We start from the raw sequence: 19,761 nt of genomic DNA on the forward strand, positions 1-19,761 counted from the left end.
TCGTCATTCGTCATTTGTTTATCGTCTACACACCACTTGGTTCATATATTTTAGATTTACGACGCTGTATTCGTTCAGTTTGTTAGTTTTTTCTAACTGTTTATAGAAGGCTTTGAGATTAGCTTTCTTAAGCGCTTCGTCTTCAAACTTGCCAAAAACAACTTTAAAAGTAGGCACACGCATCAAAAATTCGTATTCGCCATTAGGTTTTACCAATACTTCAGTGATATTCTCAGCCATCCATTGGTCGTTTTGTATAAACTGCATCAGTGCGTAGGAGGCTTGCCAATACTGCTCGGTATTACCTCTAAGTACAGGCACTCGCGCCGAGTAAGAACTTGAGAGTGGCATCTTCTTTCCTTGGGTATCCATATAGTACACTCCCGCTCCGTCGTACACACGAGCGATAGGTTCTCGCTGTTTAATTTTAGCATTTAGAGTGCCATCAATAGTGCAAAACACTTCCGATTTCTCAATCATCACATTGTTGTCTAAGAGCTTTTCAATTTCATTTAGCCGAAGAAGCCCCATAGGGTGTTGTGCTTGAGGATCTTTGAAGATAGTGCGGCGTATAGCCTCATCGGTAACGTACATATTCTCATCCTGATGGTCTACCACCACCTCTTTCACTACACGCATCTTGTTGCGCCCCGATGCAAATATTTGTATGCAAAAGGGCAAAAAGATGATTACAAGTATTTTTAGTATCTTTTTTATCATAACATAATCGACAGATTAACAAATCGGCAAATCAATAAATCAATTAGTATCGTAGCCAAAACGCCTCAATTGTCGCACATTGCTACGCCAGTCTTTATTTACTTTTACAAAGAGCTCTAAGTGTATTTGTTTGCCAAAAAACTTCTCTAAATCAGTGCGAGCTTCCACACCTACCCGTTTTAAGGCTTCTCCTTTATGCCCTATGATGATGCCCTTTTGGCTTTCGCGCTCTACCATTATCACCGAGCGAATGTGGATAATCGTCTCGCTATCGGCAAAACTTTCAGTCTCTACTTCTACTGAATAGGGGATTTCCTTCTTGTAGTGCAATAGAATTTTCTCACGTATAATTTCATTTACAAAAAAACGCTCTGGTTTATCGGTGAGTTGGTCTTTAGGGAAGAACGCAGGCGACTCGGGCAAAAGTTCTATAATGCGGTTGAACACTACCTCTGTCTGGAAGTTGCGCAAAGCCGAAATAGGAAAAATTTCGGCACGAGGCACTTTTTCCTTCCAATAAGCTACTTGTTCTTCCAATGTACTTTGGTCGGAAGTATCCACTTTGTTGATGAGCAACAACACAGGAACTTCCAGTTTATTGATGCGATTAAAAAAAACTTCATCTTTCAGTTCTTTTTCGCCTATTTCTACCATATAGATGAGAATGTCAGCATCTTCAAAAGCACTTTTCACAAAGTCCATCATCGAGGCTTGTAAGGCGTATGAGGGTTTGATAATCCCAGGAGTGTCCGAAAAAACTACCTGAAAATCATCACCACTTACGATCCCAAAAATGCGGTGTCGTGTAGTTTGTGCTTTAGAGGTGATAATAGAAAGTTTTTCGCCTACAAAGGCGTTCATAAGGGTAGATTTCCCTACATTAGGGTTCCCTATAATATTTACAAATCCAGCTTTATGCATCTGTTAATTGTTAATTGTCAATTGTTAATTGATTGTATCATTCCTTTCCCCCAATGTGGGTGATTAGGCGTTTTAGGAGTGAAATGGTTAAATTTTTCTAAGGCTATTTTAACTATAGGTGCTGCTTTTTCCTTGCCGCCACCTAATATTTTAGGTTTATAGTAAATTCCGATAGCACGAATCACATAAGGACGTGGGTTTTCGGTATTTGCCTTGATAGCTTTTTCAATGTATGCTTTACATATTTTTCCGTATTTAGCCCCGCGAAACATCGGGTTTACTTTCACTTTAGCACTGTTCAGATAGGCGTATAAAGCATTGATTTCCGATACATCGGCATCAGGTTGTTTTTCAGCTATCTTCAAATATTTCTCCGCCTGATTGCAATAACTATCGATCATATCTCCCTGCGACATATCAGCGAGGCGTATGTTCACATAAGCCGCATAGTAATTTGTAAGCCAATGTGAAGCCACTGAGGTAGCAAGAGTCTCAAAATCTTTAGCTAAAGTCTGTAATTCTTTAGTAGTATAGCTTTTGTCAAGGAGTTTTACTTTTTCAGTAAGTATAGCCTCCACATCCTGCCCCCAAACCACAGAACAAACTAATAGCAGAAAAAAAGTAATATATCTACTCATTCGTCATTCGTAATTTGTCATTATCTCCTTCCTTTCGGTTTTTTAGCAGGTGCCGATGGGGTAGGAGAGGAGGTAGTTTTAGGAGTTTCTGCCTCTTCTTTCTTTTTCTCCTTTTTGTAAAGAGGAATCAGGTAGCTGAGTGTGTAGTTGAATCCTACGCCAAATCGGCTTCCTTCGTGTACCCTGCCAAAAGCAGGAATATAGTAGTTAGGGAAACCGCTGTTGTTCGTTTGTGCAACCAATAGCCCTACGCGCACACTTGCCCCTGCATAGAGGTTGCGCAAGAGTTCCGCTTTGATGCCTACAACTAATTCCAACCAATGTGCCGTGCGACCATCGTATTTTTTCAAAAAAGAGGGATCAGAACCTATGATATTTTCAGTCCAATATTGGTTATCCTTGTGAATTGTATAGGAAGTGAGGTCTTGTGAGAAGAGCGAAATACCATAGCGAGCCCCTGCGTAAATCATATTTTCCATACCATACCAATTGCCATAGGTATTATAATCAAAACCCGCACGCAAAAACTGACCTTGGGTAGTATAAGTATAAAAATCCTCGTTTTTACTTCTCTTTTCGTGACCTAATTCTGCTGCAAAATAGTAGTTGGTTGTCAAGCGGTAATCGCCTACCAACTCAAGTCCGTAGTAATCTTTATCAAAAAAAGGACGTACCAACTTACTCAAGTCGGCACCCACGCGCAACCCATACCGTTGTTTGTACACGGGGGCTTCTTGTTTTTCGGGTAAGGCGATGGTAGTTTGTGAAGTCGTACGGGTAGCTGTTTGTGCCTTTAAGCCTGCAACCCACAACATACTAATGATACAAATGTATATGAGCTCTTTTTTCATTATCTACGGTAGTGTTCTTGATGTTCAGACCTTTCAGCCAAGAGTTGCTTGCATCTTGAATAGTAGCTGAAAGAGTGTTGTAAGTGATTTTTACCCCGCAAGCCTTGCTTACGAATGTTTGTTCGGGAGTATAAGTGAGTGTAAGAGTTGCTGTGCTGGTAGTTGTGCCCGAAACCACTGTTTGAAACAGATAAGTGGTAGGAGATTCCAAGCGCAAGGGCAAGGCAAGTGAATCTAAAGTAGTGTTGCTCACCAAAGGAGTCGTGTTACCCTCGCCATACACTGTAAGATTTGCTATGCTAAAAGGCGTACGAGTGTTGTTTTGGTTATAGAATCGCACCACCAAGCGAGGCGTATTTACGTTGTGGTCGCAAAGATCATCCGACTCACAGCTTATCAATGCTGAAAGTGAGAGAATTAAAAAGGATATGAAGATAGTTTTTTTCATCAAAAAATATAAAGTTGGCGCAAAGATACAAAACAATTGATAATTAACAATTGCTTATAAACAATTATTTACTATCTTTGTCCTTTCAACTATTCAGTTTTAACTAATACAGATGGCAAAGAAAAAGAAAACCCTCCCTGCTAATTTCTACGAACTGTTAGAAGCTAAAGATTTAGAAGCGCTTAAAGCCGTTTTCAACGAATGTGAATTGAATGCTTACGATCGCCGTTCATTCAAGAAACCTGCGCTTTCTTTTTATGAAATCCCCTTAAAGTTAATGGATTGGCTCATCACTCAAGGCGCTGACATCAATGCGAGAGATGAATACGAGTGCACGCCGCTACACTATCACGCTCAGGTGAATAATGTAGAAAAAGTAGCACTTCTATTAGAAAAAGGGGCTGATATAGAGGCGCAAGATAAATATAAGAACACTCCTTTACACTTTGCTGAGTATAATGCCGAAGCAGCCCAGCTACTCATTGAAAAAGGTGCTGATATCAAAGCAAAAGATAATATGGGGCATAATGTAATGGAGCGTATGCTTGCCAGATTAAGCAATGGTTATCTTGTAAAAGCTGCTAAAGCTGCTGAGGTATACCTCAAAGCAGGATTGAAGCCTAATAAATTTGCCAAAGAACAAGTTACTCATGTAGGCGAGGATTTTGAGTTTCACCGCAACAATTTCAACCCAGAGTATTTGGAGGAAACCGATGCTGCGCTCCAAGAACTATACAAGCTCTTTGATGTGCCTCCTGTACCTCGCCATATACAACACGATGGCAAATCCGCTATTGTACTGGCAGGTGATACGTGGGAAAAGCGTTACGAGCAGGCGTGGACACTTTTGGTGCCCGGTAGTGGTAGCGCAACTACGGTACAAGGTGAGGTAGTACGTATTGCAGGTAGGGTGAATGATGAACTCCTGCGCAACGCTATGGGCAACTGGGATAAGGAATACCGCAAGATGCTCACTGCTATTAGCGGTTACCTACAACAAGGTAATCCCCTCTCGGAGAGTGAACTCGCCGAAGTAGCTGATATTCAAAAACATATTTTGGATGATGACGGCTCTGGCACCCAACGCTTGTGCGAATTGGCGACCACTTGGGTAGTACAGAACCCAGAGCCTATTGCCTTAGGTAAAGTGAATTATAAGTGTTAGGGGTCAGGTATCAGGTGTCAGGTGTCAGGCATTAGGCATTAGTTGTCAGGGGATAGCCATCCGATTTGTCTGCCTCGTCTGCCCCGTCTGATGTCTATTATTAACAAGATTTTTAATTTAAAACACATACAAAATGACCTTAGTAGAACAATACCTTGAAGGCTTGAAACAAGCCTATATCGATAACGGTGGAGAAGAAGCGTGGCAAAACCTTATGGCTACAGCCCACGGCGCTACCGAAGCCAATTTGCAAGTCCTCCGCAATCGTTACCCACAAGTGCCTGAGAGTTTGCTGGACTTACTTCGCCGTATTGACGGCACTTATTGGCGTGAATATGAAAAAGGCACAGTGAGCGATCTTATTTTAGGCGCTGATGAAGCTATGGGAGATTATCCTTATTATCTGCTTTCGGCTCACCAGATTGTGGAAACTCAAAATGAAGCCTTTGATTTTTATGCTGATTATATCAATCGAGAGTATGAAGAGGTAGAGATAGACAATCGCATTACGAGTGATGCTTCACAACTTCATAATTGGTTACATTTTTCTGATTGTATGAACAATGGCGGTACCTCACAGCTTTTTATAGACTTTTCGCCTTCTGCTACAGGTAAAGTAGGGCAAGTAGTACGATTCCTTCACGACCCCGATGAAATGGTAGTCATAGCCGACAGCTTTGACGATTACCTGAAAATGCTTATGAAAAATGGCTATTGCTTTGTAGATGAAATGAATTTTGAGTAATAAAATGAAAAACCTCAATATCTAAATCTTATGAATAATAAAACAATTACTGCGCAAGAGCGCAAAAACAGAAGTATTGCAATACTACAAGCACAAAAAGTACCTTATATAGAACATTTGCCCTTTCGTTATGAAACAGAGGAAGTAACCCCTCGTGATAAAAAAGAAGTCATTGAGCGGGCAGTATGCTCATTTGCTTCTATAATGTGTGCTTTATCTATCAGTGAAGGTGAATATTCCGAAGAGGATAGAGTATATGCAGAAGATTTTCTTTCGGAAAAATACAATGCCCTCGAGTTGCTAACTCCTATGGAACAGCAGGTGATTGCAGGTACTATAAGTGAGGCAGGAGCTATGAATGCCACTTGGAAATACGAAGCTGTATGGGTATTACTATGGGCTCTGGGCATCGTAGAAGAACTATCATTCCCCAATGAGATTTGCGATTGCGATTTGATAATGGATACAATGGGCGAGTTTGAGGGGCTTGATGACTTTATGGCACATACCACCCTGCGCCCCATAGAAGAAATCTTACAAGCCTTAGACTTGCACTATCGCTACCACTGGACAACAGTAAATGCTCGTATATACGGTTCAGACTTAGCAGGTTTAGACGAAGATATCGTAATGGAACGCCGTGCAGGTTTAGAATGGTTGTGTTGCAAAGGACAAGAGAACGACAACCTTACTGATACTTACAACGCTTGGGATTATCCCGAACTAGGCACTTAATAATTTAGAAGATAAGGAATAGGAATTAAAAGATGTTCCTCAGACTTGTCAGCCCCGTCCGATTTGTCTGACCCCTAACCCCTATCCCCTGAAACCTAACTCCTAAAAATGAAAATCATTTCTAAATTCAAAGATTACTACGATTATAAAGTCGCTGAGTACGGCATAGATGAAAACCTCGTCTATGACCGCCGTTTGCCACCAGAGGTAGGGATGAGCCTCCCTCAGAGAAGTTGGCTCACCTTTGACGACCCTACCGATGATGAGGCACTGCACTCAGCACTCTATGTGGGCACTGCACTTGTGCACCTCTTTGCTACACGCTCTAAAATATACACTCATTGGGATTTTGCCGATCCTGAGGATTGGCATTACAACCTATTTGATTTGTGGTATGGCGACCGTTATGTACTGATGAATGATGGGAAAGAAATTAGGATAACCTCCTACTTATCGGCTACTTGTGATACTCTGCTGGAACAAATGGAAGCCCCACGTGAGCAGAATATCTTTAAGCTGGAAGACCGACCCCCTTGGCTGGTGTTAAAAAGTCCGTTGTTGCTCATTTACAACAAAGACTATAGAGGAGATAATAGGGCAACCCATTATATAAATTTGCAGGAATTAGGGGTATATCTCGACCCCGATTTTGTATGGCAGCACATCGTGCAATACCTTTCCGACCTGAAAACCCAAGCCGAGCAGTCACCCGAACTGTCCAACGACTTGAAAATAGACAGTAAAGGCTTTGACAAAAAACGCTCTTTCCGCCCCAAAATGAAGTAATTTGTTAATTGCCAAAGTTTTAATTGCTCGTCGTGCTACGACCTTTGGCAAAGTTGAATACTCTGATAATCAATCATTTTTGAAGTATGTTATGTAGGAAAGCCAGCGATAGCTGGGTATGTGCTGCAAACGCCCTTCTATTAATAAAACCTTTTGGACACTCTTGTTAATTGTTAATTATTAATCGTTAATTGAATGAATTATCTAAAAGAAATACAAACCCTTAAAACCGAGCTGGATATTCCTCTGCAGAAAGCCAAAACCCTATTAGAGCAAACAGCAGGCGATATCCCCGCCGCCATAGCCCTCTATCACCAAGAAAATATAACCACTATAATGGCAGAAACCGAGTGCGAGTATTGGGAAGCCGAAAGCGTATACAAGCGATTCAACTACAATGTCGAAAAAGCCGTAAAACACATTTTTAGCACTTCATTAACTATAAGTGTTGAAGATAAAAGAGATACTAGCGAAAGAGGTATGGGCTACCTCGTCAGTGCCTTAGATACCGATTTGAACAATGTTTCCAAGCGCTCTATCTTCATCCCAATAGAAGATTTTGATCAATATCTTTTAGAAGATTTCAAGTCCGTATTTCCCCTATACCAACCTCAATGGAATAAAATAGAACCCCATTTCAATTGTACAACCAGCAATGTCTTCGACCCTACTCTGTGCCAAAAAATCATCACACAACTGCGCCAACGTACATTTACCGATGATAAAGTAAAGATTTTTATACAGAAAATTATCGCCGATGTAGAAGAAAAACTCCCCACCTGCGGCTATATAGAGGTCTATGGGAATATATAAAAATAAACCAATGAAAGAACAACTCCACCGCATTCAGCAAAAGCTTGCCCAAGCCAAAGCCGCTGATAAAAACTTAGACGTATTTGGTGCCGATGCTCACCAGTACCACCTCAACCCTCCCGTAAGCGAGGCGGAAGTCCTTGCTTTTGAGAAGAAATATGGCGTACAACTCCCCAAATGCTATCGTGCCTTTATGCTTACTATTGGCGATGCCAAAGCTAAAAAATCAGACTTTATAGCAGGACCTTATTTCGGTTTGTACGCCTTTGGAACTTCTGTAGATAGCCTACTCTACGAAAAAATAGAAACCTACCTCAAAGCGCCTTGCAACCTTTCTCCTGATATGACTCAAGAAGAATGGGAAACGCTATCTGATCCACTATTGTCCTCTGAGGAAGAGGAAGAAGAAGACGATGATAAGTATTTTGCCGAACGAGCAAAAGTATTTGGCGGACTCTTGCCTCTCGGAAGTCAGGGCTGTACCTATGAACACGCCTTGGTGCTCAATGGCAAATATGCCGGTCGCGTAGTAAATGTTGATTTAGACCTCGCGCAACCCAAATTTGCTTTCGAAACGAACTTCTTAGATTGGTACGAACGCTACCTCGATGAGGTCATTTCGGGGCAACTTATAGACGACCGTCCTACTTGGTTTGGCTACCATCGTGGCGAACCCGCTGAGGTGCTCCTCAATGAATATGAACACACTACCGACCGCAAAACTCAAACCGACTGCCTCGAGGGGGTATATCATAAAAAACCACCTTTAGAACCTACACTATTAGACAAGATAGAAAAGCTCATTGCCTTAGATAATGAAGATAGAACCTTCTTAATTGAAATTCTTAGCCAATCCTCTTATGAGCGAGCCAAACCTTACTTGCAAGATTTGGTAAACAAAGATCCTAAAAAGGTATTTCAGTTCGTATGGTGGTATGCAAAAGACCATTGTGCCGACTGGGTGTCTGTTGTAAAAGAGCTATTGCCTACCATTACCGACGAAAGAACCTTTGATTTTGCTACCTACCTCCTTACGGAAGGAGATGACAATTTCGAGGAAGTGATCCTGCCCTTCACCGATGATGAGAATCCTCAAATACGTAGCACTGCCTACTATACACTCGGCAAAAGCAAGAAGAAAGAACAATACCTCGATACCTTTATCAAAGGGCTACAAGAGACCGATACCGGTGTCCTTTGCACAGTTATGCAAGCCCTTTCTGGGGTGGAAGACAAACGCTTATTGCCCTATTACAAACAGATAGCCAAACGTTTCCCTGAAGAGAAAGACTATGTCCTCTCTAACTTAGAACACCGCTTAGCTTCTTTTGGTCTCACCATTGAAGAAGCAAGAAAATAAAAAGATGCAACTAAAAAAGACCATAGAAAACCTTTGGATTACTAAACTCCTCGTTGAAGGACTTAACAAAGCCTTTGCCTATAACGAGCACTTGGGTTGCTTTTTGATGATAACTATTTTCTGTATTATCTATGTGCTAATATTCCCTATAATGTTAGTGGCATTACCAATTCTTGGGTTAGTGAATTTGTTTAGGAAATAAATAGTGAAGAATGAACCTAAATAGAATAATACATTCAAGGCTCTTAAATACCACTATTGATAAAGTAATCAAAATCAATGCCTACAACCCATTATTAGGTTTAGTTGTAATAACAATAGCTCTTTTTGTTTTCTTTATACTCGTAATCCTTTCAATAATAGTAGGATTACCTATACTTGGCTTAGTGAATTTGTTTAAAAAATTGATAAAATAAAATATGGAAATACAACATTTGTTGGGCAGACCTATCCATTCTCCCGAAATAAAAGAATTTTTTGCAAAATATCATTTACCGCAAAACCCTAATCCTGAATATGATGCTTACGGCAACTTGTTTTGGGTACCAGTTAATAATGAAGAAAAGACCATTCGCTGCCTCTTTACTGGGTATGTGAGATATGCTCCCGCTTATGGAGAGCCTATTGGTAATTATAACAAGGAAAAAGACCAACTTATTTTGCATCAAATCACCATTGATTCTGAGAATGCACCCGATGGAAAAATTTCTGATATAAACCTGCCTTTTGGATTGAACATTGGCGATGATAAAACAACCATTGAACAGAAAATAGGCAAGAAGCTTACGCGTAAAGAAGTGAGTGATTATGGTTCTACTTATGATGTTTTATTTGAGGAATTTAGCTTGTTAGTGGCTCTGAATCCTCAGGAACAACTGGACAGGCTAATGTTATTCAAATTAGAACTCTATGAAAAGAAACGCATCCGCCTAAAAGCCCTCCTCAAATCACAAAACAAAAACATAGACCCTAATCGTATTCCTGAAATACAAGCCTTTCTCTCCGAAATCCCTATCCCTCAATGGCGCCAGCGTATGGCTGAGGGCGATGATATGTTTTCAGAAGAAAGCATCACAGCCGTAGAAACAGCCCTTACGGAATATGTGCAAACACTTTGTGAAGCGGTGCAAAAGAAAAATGCGACTACCGTTTATAACTCTATGGGCAAATTGGTAAAGAAAATCAATAAAATCAATGACAAATACGGACTTATAGAAACAATGGAGCGTGAAGAACTTTGCGAGTGGCTCAATACACTCATTCGCAAAACAGGTTTAGAATTAGCCGATAATGTAGATATCACCGATGAATACCGCGAGTGGTAAAAAATACAGAAACAATGAAAAAATCATTAGAAAACCTTTTAGAAAAACAAGGTATTGCCTTACTCAATACCCTCTCTAAAGAAGAGCGACGCGCTCGTACCGAAACTATCAAAGCGCGCTATCGCGAGGCAGGCTATGACGATTTGCCTCACGAACTCGTTACCTTCCTTACTGTATTCGACGGCAAGGATATCAAGCGCAACGACGGCTATATGGCTTTTATATACTCACAAAACCTCCCTACTCGCCAAGAGATGCTATACTATGAATCAGACGCAGGGGTTACCGAGCTTATTCCCTTTGGCGATGTCAATGCCGATGAAGTTCTCTGTATCGATAGTGTAGGTAGTGTATGGGGTGTGCTTGACCTTTCCTCTTGGACGCCTCGCAAAACCTATCACTATTTCTATGGGGGCGACCTCTATACCGCCCTTGAAAATATCATCAAAGGCAAAGTAGAAGAAACAATTATACGACCTTAAAAACACAATACTATGGCAATAGACGGCGTAAAAATCATAGATAGCGATAGTGGCTACGACATTTACAACAACATCACCGAACGCTATAAAGATGGTGAGGATGTAGAGAAAATCAGACAAGATTGGCTCAATGAGGAAGTTAATTTCTGTATTGATGAATTGTATACTGAAATCTATTGGACGGCTTTTGCGTATTCCCTTTGGAAAATAGGCTATCCAAAAGATGAAGTGCGCACCAAAGCTTTGCAACTCATAGAACGAGGAGCAACACCGCTCTGGAATGAGATAGACAGCAAAGCCCAAAAACAACGACAGAAAGCACTTGATAAGCTCAAACTACAACTGCAAGAGGATAACCCCAAACCTCTTGTGAAACCTACCCTAAAGAAACCTAAAACACCTTATTTTGAAGTAGGAGATGTGTTGGCGGTAACCATTGGTGAACGTTATGGTATCTGCTTTGTCTCAGCTGTAGAGGTTACTCCCCGAAAAATAGAGTATCATCTTGCTCCTACTCGATATTTAGCCCCTACTTATCCTACAATGACCGACTTTCTGCAAAGCGAACTCGCCTGTGGGAAAAACAACCAAGATTTCGCCCTCAAAACCGATTGCTGGTTCAATCATAAAGATTTAGGAGTGATACTGCCTTCCCTTAAAAAAATAGGGATAATACAGTTGAAACCTTATAGTTTATGGACACTCTCACCCGCTCATAGCATAGAGGATATCTATGAAAAAATCATAGAAGACAAAAAATATTTTGGAGGGAAACTCAAGAAAGTAGAGGAGTTGATAGACACTATTAAAGAGCAATTATAAAACCTTAAAAAGAAGTTATTATGCACTTATATCCTTCTATATCTTCAGAGTTAGAACTGGCAGGGAAACTTATAATTCCTTTGTTAGTATTTCTCTTAATTGCTTTCGTGGCAAAAAAAGTAGAGAATAAATCTATTTTCTCTCTACTTGAAATCTTATTAGCATTGGGCATAATGGTCTATAATATAGCTGTAGGAATCTTTTTATTCCGGTGTGTGCGACCAATAATTCCCTATTGGGAGTTAGATCTTATAGAATGGTATCCTGTACCTCTATTTTTTGCGTTTTTCATTTTAGTATTTAACATCCTTTTCTTGCTCAGGTATAGAAATAAACTCTATGAAAATGTATTGTTTGTGCTGAGTTTAGGATTGCTGTTATTTACGCTCTATGAGTTTGTAGTTACCAAACCTTTTAAGCAACAAGATGGAGCTGAATTCTTATTAGATGAAACTCTTTTAGAACACGCTCCACTACTAAATTTTATAATTAATATAGCAGTAAGTTTGTGTTTTATACTATTTATTATATTCAAAAGAAAATCAAAACTATGAAAAACACCCTTTGGCTTTATAAAAATCCTTATCAGATAGAGATAAGAGAAAAGGAAGCACACCCACCACAAGTAGCGGTTTATCTCTATCAGACAGAAGAGGAGATTAAAAACATAGTCCTCACGGGAGGAGGGAGCGTGAGCAGTCTGTGGGAGAAAAGTGCGCTGTTAGACGGTGATAGGTTGCTCATAGCTTGTGGCAATGAGGTATTTTGTATCCTCTTGCCTACATTAGAACTCCTTTGGCATACGCAGGTGGATATGGCTACTTGCTTTGAAATAGTCGCCTATCAAGATGATTACATTACCCACGGCGAGGTGGAGATATCGCGCCTCAATAAGCAGGGAGAAATCCTCTGGCAGTTCAGTGGCAAGGATATTTTTGTCTCACCCATAGAGCGCACTCCCGCTTTTAAGACAACCCCACAAGGTATTGATTTAGTAGATTTTAATTATGAGGAATACCACATTGATTACAATGGGAAATTAATGAAGTAACGTGAGTTCGATATAACAAAATACTATATTTGTATTGCGGTCTGTGCGAGATTTTAAAAACAGCGAAGCTGTTTATCTATTTAACTAATAAGTAATTTAATTATCCTACATCGAACTTGCGTTAATTATTTTTATTTTGCTAAGTAAAAATGTTTTTAGTAAGGATGGAACAGTTTAAAATCCCTCTGCAAATAGGAAATAGAAAAAAGTTTTTGATTTCTGATAAAATTGTGTACTTTTGTCGCGTAGCATAGCAAAATTAGTGAAATGATGCATAATAACCTTATAGATAATTCTTCTGATGCACTCTCTATGCAGCGATATCTCAAGAGATGCATCTTGGCTGAAGGGGTTGATAAAATTCAGATTGCAACAGGATATTGGGATATTCCAGGGATGACTCTTGTTCTCAATGAACTTAAAAGTTTCTTAGAACGAGAGGAAACTTCATTTGAACTTCTTATTGGTAAAGATCCTTATGTTTATACTTCAATGATTAAAAATCCTAAGTACAAAGATGCTACTTATCCTTATGATTTTATACGCACAGATATACACGATCTTGAAATAAAAGAGGAATATGAAGATGTTATCAAGCTATTACTCAAATATGGCGGAAGTAGCAAAATTCAGATACGCATATACACTAAAAATTCAAAAGAAGAAGATGAATTTTTACACTCTAAATGCTATATTTTTTCAGGATCTTCACATTCTTTTGGTATTGTAGGAAGTTCGAACTTTACAAAGAAGGGATTGTTAGGAAATGCAGAATTAAATTATCTTGAAACTGACCCTGCACGTATTACAGCTCGACCTACACACGGCTCCAATGCAAAAGGACATATTTGTTGGTTTGAAGAAAAGTGGAAACTTTCAAAAGAATGGACACAAGAGTTTTTGGAGCAAATTATTAAGAAATCGCCTATCTATATTGATATACAAAAAAATACTGCGCAAGAATTCACTCCCTACGAACAATATATCAAATTACTTCAACTGCAATTTGGGGATGTTGTAGATAAGAACTTAGGACAAGAAATAGAGAGCTATCTTCCTCCTAAAGTACATAAATTGGACTATCAAATAGAAGCCGTAAAACGCTGTATCAGTATTATGCACGAACACGGAGGCTTTATGTTGGCAGATGTTGTGGGACTTGGTAAGACAATTATCGGAACCCTCATTATCAAACGTTTCCTTTCGGTACCAGAAAATGATGGGAGAGAACGTAAAGTTTTAATCATCACCCCCCCTGCCATTCAGTCGGGATGGAAGAAAACAATTGCTATGTTTGACAAAGATTCTGATGAGAAGATCGCTCCGTATATCGACTTCATAACTACAGGACGTATCGCGAATGTAACCGAGGAGGATGATTGGGAAGAAAATGATGATGATAGTGCTGATTCTGGAGAATTTGTTGGAACCCTCCAAGATAAGAATTATGGATTTATCATTATTGACGAAAGCCATAAATTCCGCAATAGTACTACTTTTATGTACCGATCACTTGATGAATTGATCATAAAGATTGGTTCCAACACGGGGGTATATCCATACATTGGACTGCTGTCGGCTACCCCTCAGAATAACCGCCCTAACGACTTGAAAAATCAGATATACCTCTTTGAACGCAATCGTAATGATAGCACTCTAAAAAAAGCAGAGAGCGGTAATATTGAAAAATTCTTCGCTGATGTAAATCGTGAATATGATCTACTGATAAACAATAGAAGTAATATTACTGAAGAGGAACGTAAACAACGTTTAGAGGCTGTTTCAAAGAAATTACGTGACTGTGTGCTAAGTGATATATTAGAACGCAGAACAAGAACGGATGTCGAGAAGTATTACAAAGAAGATATGGAGTCTCAAGGTTTGGTATTTCCAAAAATTGTAGGTCCTAATATTCTTAAATACATAATGGACGATGAATTGGCGCAACTATTCTCAGATACTATGACAATTATTGCACCAAATCAGAATGAAAGGTTACTTACGAACGAATGGCTCAAGTATTCTCGTTATCGCGCCATTGAATATTTTGTTGATCCAGCTAATGAACAAAAACATACTGGTCGAGGCAACCGTGGTGTTAGTGATGTGGCAAGACAGATGGCTACTATTATGCAAATTCTTCTTGTAAAGCGCCTTGAAAGTTCGTTCACGGCTTTTACTCAATCATTATTCAATTTGCGTCGTTATACTGAGAATATGATTAGGATGTGGGAAAACAACACCATCTTTGTTTGTCCACAAATTAATGTAAACCAAGAACTCGACTATGAAGCAAAAACTAAGAAGCGAGGAGAAAAAGTTTCTTTTAATGATTGTGTGGAAGAAATTAGAGTCAAAATTCAGAAACTCACAAACCAAGGCCGAAATGAGAGAGGGCAGAATGCCGAATATAAACGCAATGATTTTAAAGAGGAATACTATAGCCAATTAAAAGAAGACTACAACCTCATTTCTAACCTCTGCGATCGTTGGGCTAAGAACTCTCAAGACCCGAAGTTCGATGCTTTCAAGGAAAATATAAAACCTGAATTATTCAATCCAGAAAAAAACACTTCTGGAAAGTTGGTTATTTTCTCAGAGGCAATTGATACCGTTCAAGCTCTTGCAAGAGCTGTTAAGGCAAAAGGCTATAAACCACTTGTTATTACAGCTGCCAATCGCGATGAAATGGAAAAAACAATTGAAGAAAATTTTGATGCTAACTACGAAGGAGAATGGAAGGATGAATACAATGTGATCATCACAACCGAAGTTTTGGCAGAAGGGGTAAACCTTCACCGTGCCAATGTTATTCTGAACTATGATACCCCTTGGAATTCCACTCGCCTGATGCAACGTATAGGGCGTGTAAATCGTATCGGTAGCAAAGAACCTTTTGTTTATGTTTACAACTTTATGCCAAGTGCCGAAGGTGATGCTCAAATAGAGTTAGTACGAAAGGCACATACTAAACTGCAATCATTCCATATTCTATTTGGTGAGGACAGCAAGATTTTCTCCGATGAAGAAAGCGTTGTACATTATGATATAGCAAAGGCTATTGAAGGAGAGGAGTCGCCAATGCAGCAATATGTATACGAACTGAAACAATACAAAGAAACACATCCTGAGCGTTATAAGCAAATAGAGCAGACTAATGAGGGGTGGGAAATAGCGCAGGCAACAAATGGCACGGCATACTTTATTGTGAAAGCCCCTCGATCGGCAAAACTTGCCATTAGCATACACACAGCCGAAGATAGTCAATCAAAAGCCCAAATAATTTCTTTACTTGAACTGCTTGAAGCGATGCGAGTGGATGAGAGTGCCCAGCGTATTGCATTGCCAGATAATTGGCATCAACTCTCAGCTGATGCCATAAAAACATATAATCAATATTTTGTCCACATCAACAAGTCAAGAGCTGGCGACAAGCGTACTCAAGCTCTTCAGATAATTGTAAAGCTATATAATAATGATACAATTTCTGAAAAATCGAAAGAACTCCTAAAAAATACAAGAAAACTTGTTGATAAAGGAAGCCTCGATATCATCAAAAAAATATTAGCTATCGGACAGGAATTGGAAGAAAAAAAACCAAGACTATTCAATATTGAACAACAAGATATTGACGAAATTCTCAAGCGGGAAATCGGTAAACTCGTCACCAATGTAGAAAGTAAACAAGGAGAAGCATCAATTATATTAGCAACCATTAAGTAAAAACACCCCTATGAATAAGGAGTTATTAAAAGAGTATTTAAGCAATCGTTATCAAGGCTGGGAATCATTTCTCAATAACATTATTTTTCCCATTTTTGGCAAAGATGATTTTGAGGATGGTTACGAAGCAGAACTTTTGGATAGTCAGCCTGAACGCAGAAAATTAGCAACAATCACAGGAATACGCAGTATCAAGCAAGTAGGAAAGATATATGTAGGCGTTGAACCATTGCAAATTTTCGATGTGACAGTCAGCGATCGGGTGATGATGGAGCGCAATCGCGTAAACATCCAACGGCTTATTCGCACAGTGATGGATCAGTTCTCTTGTGCTTTTATGCTATTTCATTACGAAGATGACACACGTTGGGATTGGCGTTTTACTTATTGTCGAAAAAGTGCTAAAAAGGAAGAAACTACCGATAACAAACGATTTACTTTCTTACTTGGTCCTGGACAGTCTTGCCGTACAGCAGCTGATAACTTTATAGCTCTTTACGAGAAAAGAGAATCCCTTGAAATTAAAAATATAGAGGAAGCTTTCAACGTTGAGGCACTCTCCCAAGAGTTTTTTGGTAAGTATAAAGCACAGTACGAGGCATTTGTAAATTATATGGTTGACCCAGCCAACGGAATGCGTCAGGACTTTATCGATATGCACTTTGACCACAGTAGTATGACTGCCGACAAGATTCGTGATCGTGAAGAAAAGCCTATTCGTGACTATGTAAAGAAACTTCTTGGGCGCATTGTATTCTTACACTTTCTCCAAAAGAAAGGATGGCTTGGTGTTCCTGCTGGCAAGGAATGGGGTGAAGGCGACCGCGATTTTATGCTTAAGCTTTTTGAAAATGCTTCTCCAGAACAAAAAGAAAACTTCCTTGATGAGGTGTTAGAAGGCTTGTTTGCAAATGGTTTAGATACTAACCGATCGGACAACGGAGATGTATATAATACAAGAGTGCAGGGCTTTTGCAATTGCAGAATCCCCTATTTGAATGGAGGATTGTTTGAACGTGATGCGTTAGACGAAAAAACAAGTCGCTTTCCTGCTAAATACTTTGAAAGTTTGCTTACAATGCTCTCCCAATATAACTTTACCATTGATGAAAACGACCCGAACGATGCAGAAGTGGGAGTTGATCCCGAAATGCTTGGACGCATCTTTGAGAATCTTTTGGAGGACAATAAGGATAAAGGGGCTTTCTACACACCTAAGGAAATAGTGCAATATATGTGTCGTGAAAGCCTGATTGCTTATCTGCAAACCGACCAAAAGGAAGATGATAAAGAACGTATTCGCCAGTTTGTTACCACACATGATGTGGACTTACTTGGAGAGTTGAAAGAAGAGATCGAACAAAAACTTATCGATGTTAAAATATGTGACCCAGCTATTGGTTCAGGAGCTTTCCCAATGGGATTGCTGCGTGAATTATTTTTCTGCCGTTCGGCTATCGAACCTAATATTGTGGAGAAAGCGGCTGATATCAAACGACATATCATACAGAATAATATCTACGGCGTTGATATTGAACGAGGTGCAGTAGAGATTGCCCGATTGCGTTTTTGGCTTGCTTTGATTGTAGACGAAAAATCACCAGAGGTGCTACCTAACCTTGATTTTAAGATTATGCAAGGAAATTCGTTACTTGAGAGTTATGAAGGTATAGATTTGAGTAAATTAGCAACAATGTCGGATGTACAAATATATGAACCACAGCTTAATTTGTTTGGAGAGATGGAAGCCCCTCAGCCGAAAGTAATTTATACTCAAACCGATAAACTTAAAGAGTTTCAAGCAAATTTAAAACGATATTTTGAACCTATTACTCACGAAGAACGGACGCGCCTCCGCAATTCTATCGACGACTATGTAAGGCATACGATTACCTATACACTTGAAGTACATAAACAATCTGAAGAGAGGAAGAAAGAACAGATATGTTTGTCTACTACGTTTACTGAAAAACAAAAGAAAGCCATTGCTGAGGCAGAAGCAAATATGGTTCATCTCAACGAGATGATAGAGAATGTTCAAAATATGGAATTGATCAACTCCGATTTTTTCCTATGGCATACTTGGTTCCACGATGTTTTTTCTCGCCCCTCTAAAGAGGGCTTCGACATTGTCATCGGTAACCCACCATATGGAGCGAAGATCGATAACAACCAAAAAACTATCATTAAGAGAAATTATACTGTTGCCAATACGAGTAATGGTATCAAAGGTTCAACTGACACCTTTTGTGTATTCATAGAGAAAGGTTTTAACTTGCTCAGAAAGGATGGAACCCTAACTTATATTATACCTATGTCTTTCACTTCAAGCGATGCTATGGGGCAGGTTCATCGCTTGTTATTTGGAAATTGTGACACCCTAAGGGTTTCTTCTTTCTCTAATCGCCCAAAACAAATTTTTGAGGATGCTGGATTACGTGTGTCAATCATCTCGTTTACCAGATCAGAAACTCCTATGAAGCATCTCCTTACAACTAAAATGATGAGAAGAAGAAAAGAAGAGTCTATGAAGCTGTTGATGGACAATCTGCAATTCGCAGAATCTTTACCATACGTCCTGCCAGCAAGACTACCAAAAGTTGGTTCAAATGATGAAATGCAAGTGTTAAATAAAATTTTAGAATTACCCCACAGAGTCAAGTCTTTTTTTGTCAATGATGGTAAACCTTTGTATTACAGAGCAGCAGGAGGAAGATACTTTAATGTTGTTACCGATTATAGTACATTCACATCAGCAGAAAAGCAACTAAATTTAAGGTATCATAGACAAATTGGATTATGTCTTTCTTCAACATTATTTTGGTTTTATCAGCAAGTCTATACTGATGGATTAAATTTAAAACAATCAGAAATAAAGAACTTCCCTCTTCCTAATTTTGACAAGATGCCGAAAGAAACACTTTCAGAACTCAACAAATTGTATAGCCGTTATCTTGAAGATATTGAGACTAAGGCAAACCGACGTATTGCCTCTGGTGATTCCAGCTACAATGTTGATTCATTCAAGGAATACAAGATTGTACGATCTAAAAGAATCATTGATGAGATAGATGATTATATCTGCCCACTATACGGCTTGACTCAGGAAGAAACGGACTTCATAAAGAACTATGAATTGGAGTTCAGGTTGGCTGGAGAATAATATGGAAAGGGTA

The 19,761-nt window shown here is 39.3% G+C and carries 19 protein-coding genes; 14 read left to right on the forward strand and 5 right to left on the reverse strand.

What is annotated here, in order from left to right; translation table 11 throughout:
- Positions 1-18 precede the first annotated feature (18 nt).
- The 5 genes from DR017_RS05100 to DR017_RS05120 are packed head-to-tail and all read right to left on the reverse strand — an operon-like array spanning position 19 to position 3,578.
- A complete protein-coding gene (locus tag DR017_RS05100; RefSeq protein WP_002677340.1) occupies positions 19-720 on the reverse strand; it encodes a cell division protein FtsQ/DivIB in 702 nt (233 codons plus the stop codon).
- Positions 721-759: 39 nt separating this feature from the next.
- The gene (gene era, locus DR017_RS05105) at positions 760-1,641 is read right to left on the reverse strand and encodes a GTPase Era (RefSeq protein WP_002677405.1); all 882 of its coding nucleotides are present in this window, start codon (positions 1,639-1,641) and stop codon (positions 760-762) included.
- Positions 1,642-1,658: 17 nt separating this feature from the next.
- On the reverse strand, positions 1,659-2,279 hold the full coding sequence (locus tag DR017_RS05110) for a hypothetical protein (RefSeq protein WP_002677280.1): 621 nt from the start codon (positions 2,277-2,279) through the stop codon (positions 1,659-1,661).
- A gap of 20 nt (positions 2,280-2,299) precedes the next feature.
- A complete protein-coding gene (locus DR017_RS05115; RefSeq protein WP_040360649.1) occupies positions 2,300-3,130 on the reverse strand; it encodes a DUF6048 family protein in 831 nt (276 codons plus the stop codon).
- Positions 3,096-3,578, reverse strand: a complete 483-nt coding sequence (locus tag DR017_RS05120) for a DUF6452 family protein (protein WP_050772780.1) — start codon at positions 3,576-3,578, stop codon at positions 3,096-3,098. Before DR017_RS05120 ends, DR017_RS05115 begins: the two co-directional genes overlap by 35 nt.
- 112 nt (positions 3,579-3,690) lie before the next feature.
- Between DR017_RS05120 and DR017_RS05125 the strand changes: the two genes are divergently transcribed.
- The 14 genes from DR017_RS05125 (at position 3,691) to DR017_RS14045 (ending at position 19,748) form a co-directional block, all read left to right on the forward strand.
- Positions 3,691-4,743 carry an ankyrin repeat domain-containing protein gene (locus DR017_RS05125; RefSeq protein WP_002677234.1) on the forward strand — a complete coding sequence of 351 codons (1,053 nt, stop codon included), beginning with the start codon at positions 3,691-3,693 and terminating at the stop codon, positions 4,741-4,743.
- A gap of 133 nt (positions 4,744-4,876) precedes the next feature.
- Complete coding sequence (locus DR017_RS05130) at positions 4,877-5,488, forward strand: SMI1/KNR4 family protein (protein WP_002677602.1); 612 nt, start codon at positions 4,877-4,879, stop codon at positions 5,486-5,488.
- Between the two features lie 30 nt (positions 5,489-5,518).
- The gene (locus tag DR017_RS05135) at positions 5,519-6,223 is read left to right on the forward strand and encodes a DUF4272 domain-containing protein (protein WP_002677192.1); all 705 of its coding nucleotides are present in this window, start codon (positions 5,519-5,521) and stop codon (positions 6,221-6,223) included.
- 108 nt (positions 6,224-6,331) lie between these two features.
- The gene (locus tag DR017_RS05140; protein ID WP_002677336.1) at positions 6,332-7,009 is read left to right on the forward strand and encodes a hypothetical protein; all 678 of its coding nucleotides are present in this window, start codon (positions 6,332-6,334) and stop codon (positions 7,007-7,009) included.
- 195 nt (positions 7,010-7,204) lie between these two features.
- Entirely contained in the window at positions 7,205-7,822 is a 618-nt protein-coding gene (locus DR017_RS05145; RefSeq protein ID WP_002677322.1) for a hypothetical protein, read from the forward strand.
- Positions 7,823-7,832: 10 nt separating this feature from the next.
- On the forward strand, positions 7,833-9,182 hold the full coding sequence (locus tag DR017_RS05150) for an SMI1/KNR4 family protein (RefSeq protein ID WP_002677467.1): 1,350 nt from the start codon (positions 7,833-7,835) through the stop codon (positions 9,180-9,182).
- A 4-nt stretch (positions 9,183-9,186) separates the two neighbouring features.
- Positions 9,187-9,384 carry a hypothetical protein gene (locus DR017_RS05155; protein WP_002677225.1) on the forward strand — a complete coding sequence of 66 codons (198 nt, stop codon included), beginning with the start codon at positions 9,187-9,189 and terminating at the stop codon, positions 9,382-9,384.
- Between the two features lie 217 nt (positions 9,385-9,601).
- Positions 9,602-10,507 (forward strand): hypothetical protein, encoded by a 906-nt coding sequence (locus tag DR017_RS05165; protein WP_002677364.1) that lies wholly within the window; start codon positions 9,602-9,604, stop codon positions 10,505-10,507.
- 14 nt (positions 10,508-10,521) lie between these two features.
- Positions 10,522-10,989: a hypothetical protein gene (locus DR017_RS05170; protein WP_002677455.1), complete on the forward strand. Its 468-nt coding sequence runs from the start codon at positions 10,522-10,524 to the stop codon at positions 10,987-10,989.
- A gap of 12 nt (positions 10,990-11,001) precedes the next feature.
- On the forward strand, positions 11,002-11,811 hold the full coding sequence (locus DR017_RS05175) for a hypothetical protein (RefSeq protein ID WP_002677372.1): 810 nt from the start codon (positions 11,002-11,004) through the stop codon (positions 11,809-11,811).
- A gap of 20 nt (positions 11,812-11,831) precedes the next feature.
- The gene (locus DR017_RS05180) at positions 11,832-12,365 is read left to right on the forward strand and encodes a hypothetical protein (protein WP_002677500.1); all 534 of its coding nucleotides are present in this window, start codon (positions 11,832-11,834) and stop codon (positions 12,363-12,365) included.
- Positions 12,362-12,862 carry a hypothetical protein gene (locus tag DR017_RS05185; RefSeq protein WP_002677568.1) on the forward strand — a complete coding sequence of 167 codons (501 nt, stop codon included), beginning with the start codon at positions 12,362-12,364 and terminating at the stop codon, positions 12,860-12,862. The genes DR017_RS05180 and DR017_RS05185 overlap by 4 nt, the downstream gene beginning before the upstream one ends.
- Positions 12,863-13,129: 267 nt before the next feature.
- Positions 13,130-16,585 carry a helicase-related protein gene (locus DR017_RS05190; RefSeq protein ID WP_002677175.1) on the forward strand — a complete coding sequence of 1,152 codons (3,456 nt, stop codon included), beginning with the start codon at positions 13,130-13,132 and terminating at the stop codon, positions 16,583-16,585.
- Between the two features lie 10 nt (positions 16,586-16,595).
- Entirely contained in the window at positions 16,596-19,748 is a 3,153-nt protein-coding gene (locus DR017_RS14045) for an Eco57I restriction-modification methylase domain-containing protein (protein ID WP_002677618.1), read from the forward strand.
- Positions 19,749-19,761: the final 13 nt, after the last annotated feature.

This window comes from Capnocytophaga sputigena, assembly GCF_900446695.1.
GTDB classification, from domain to species: Bacteria; Bacteroidota; Bacteroidia; order Flavobacteriales; family Flavobacteriaceae; genus Capnocytophaga; species Capnocytophaga sputigena.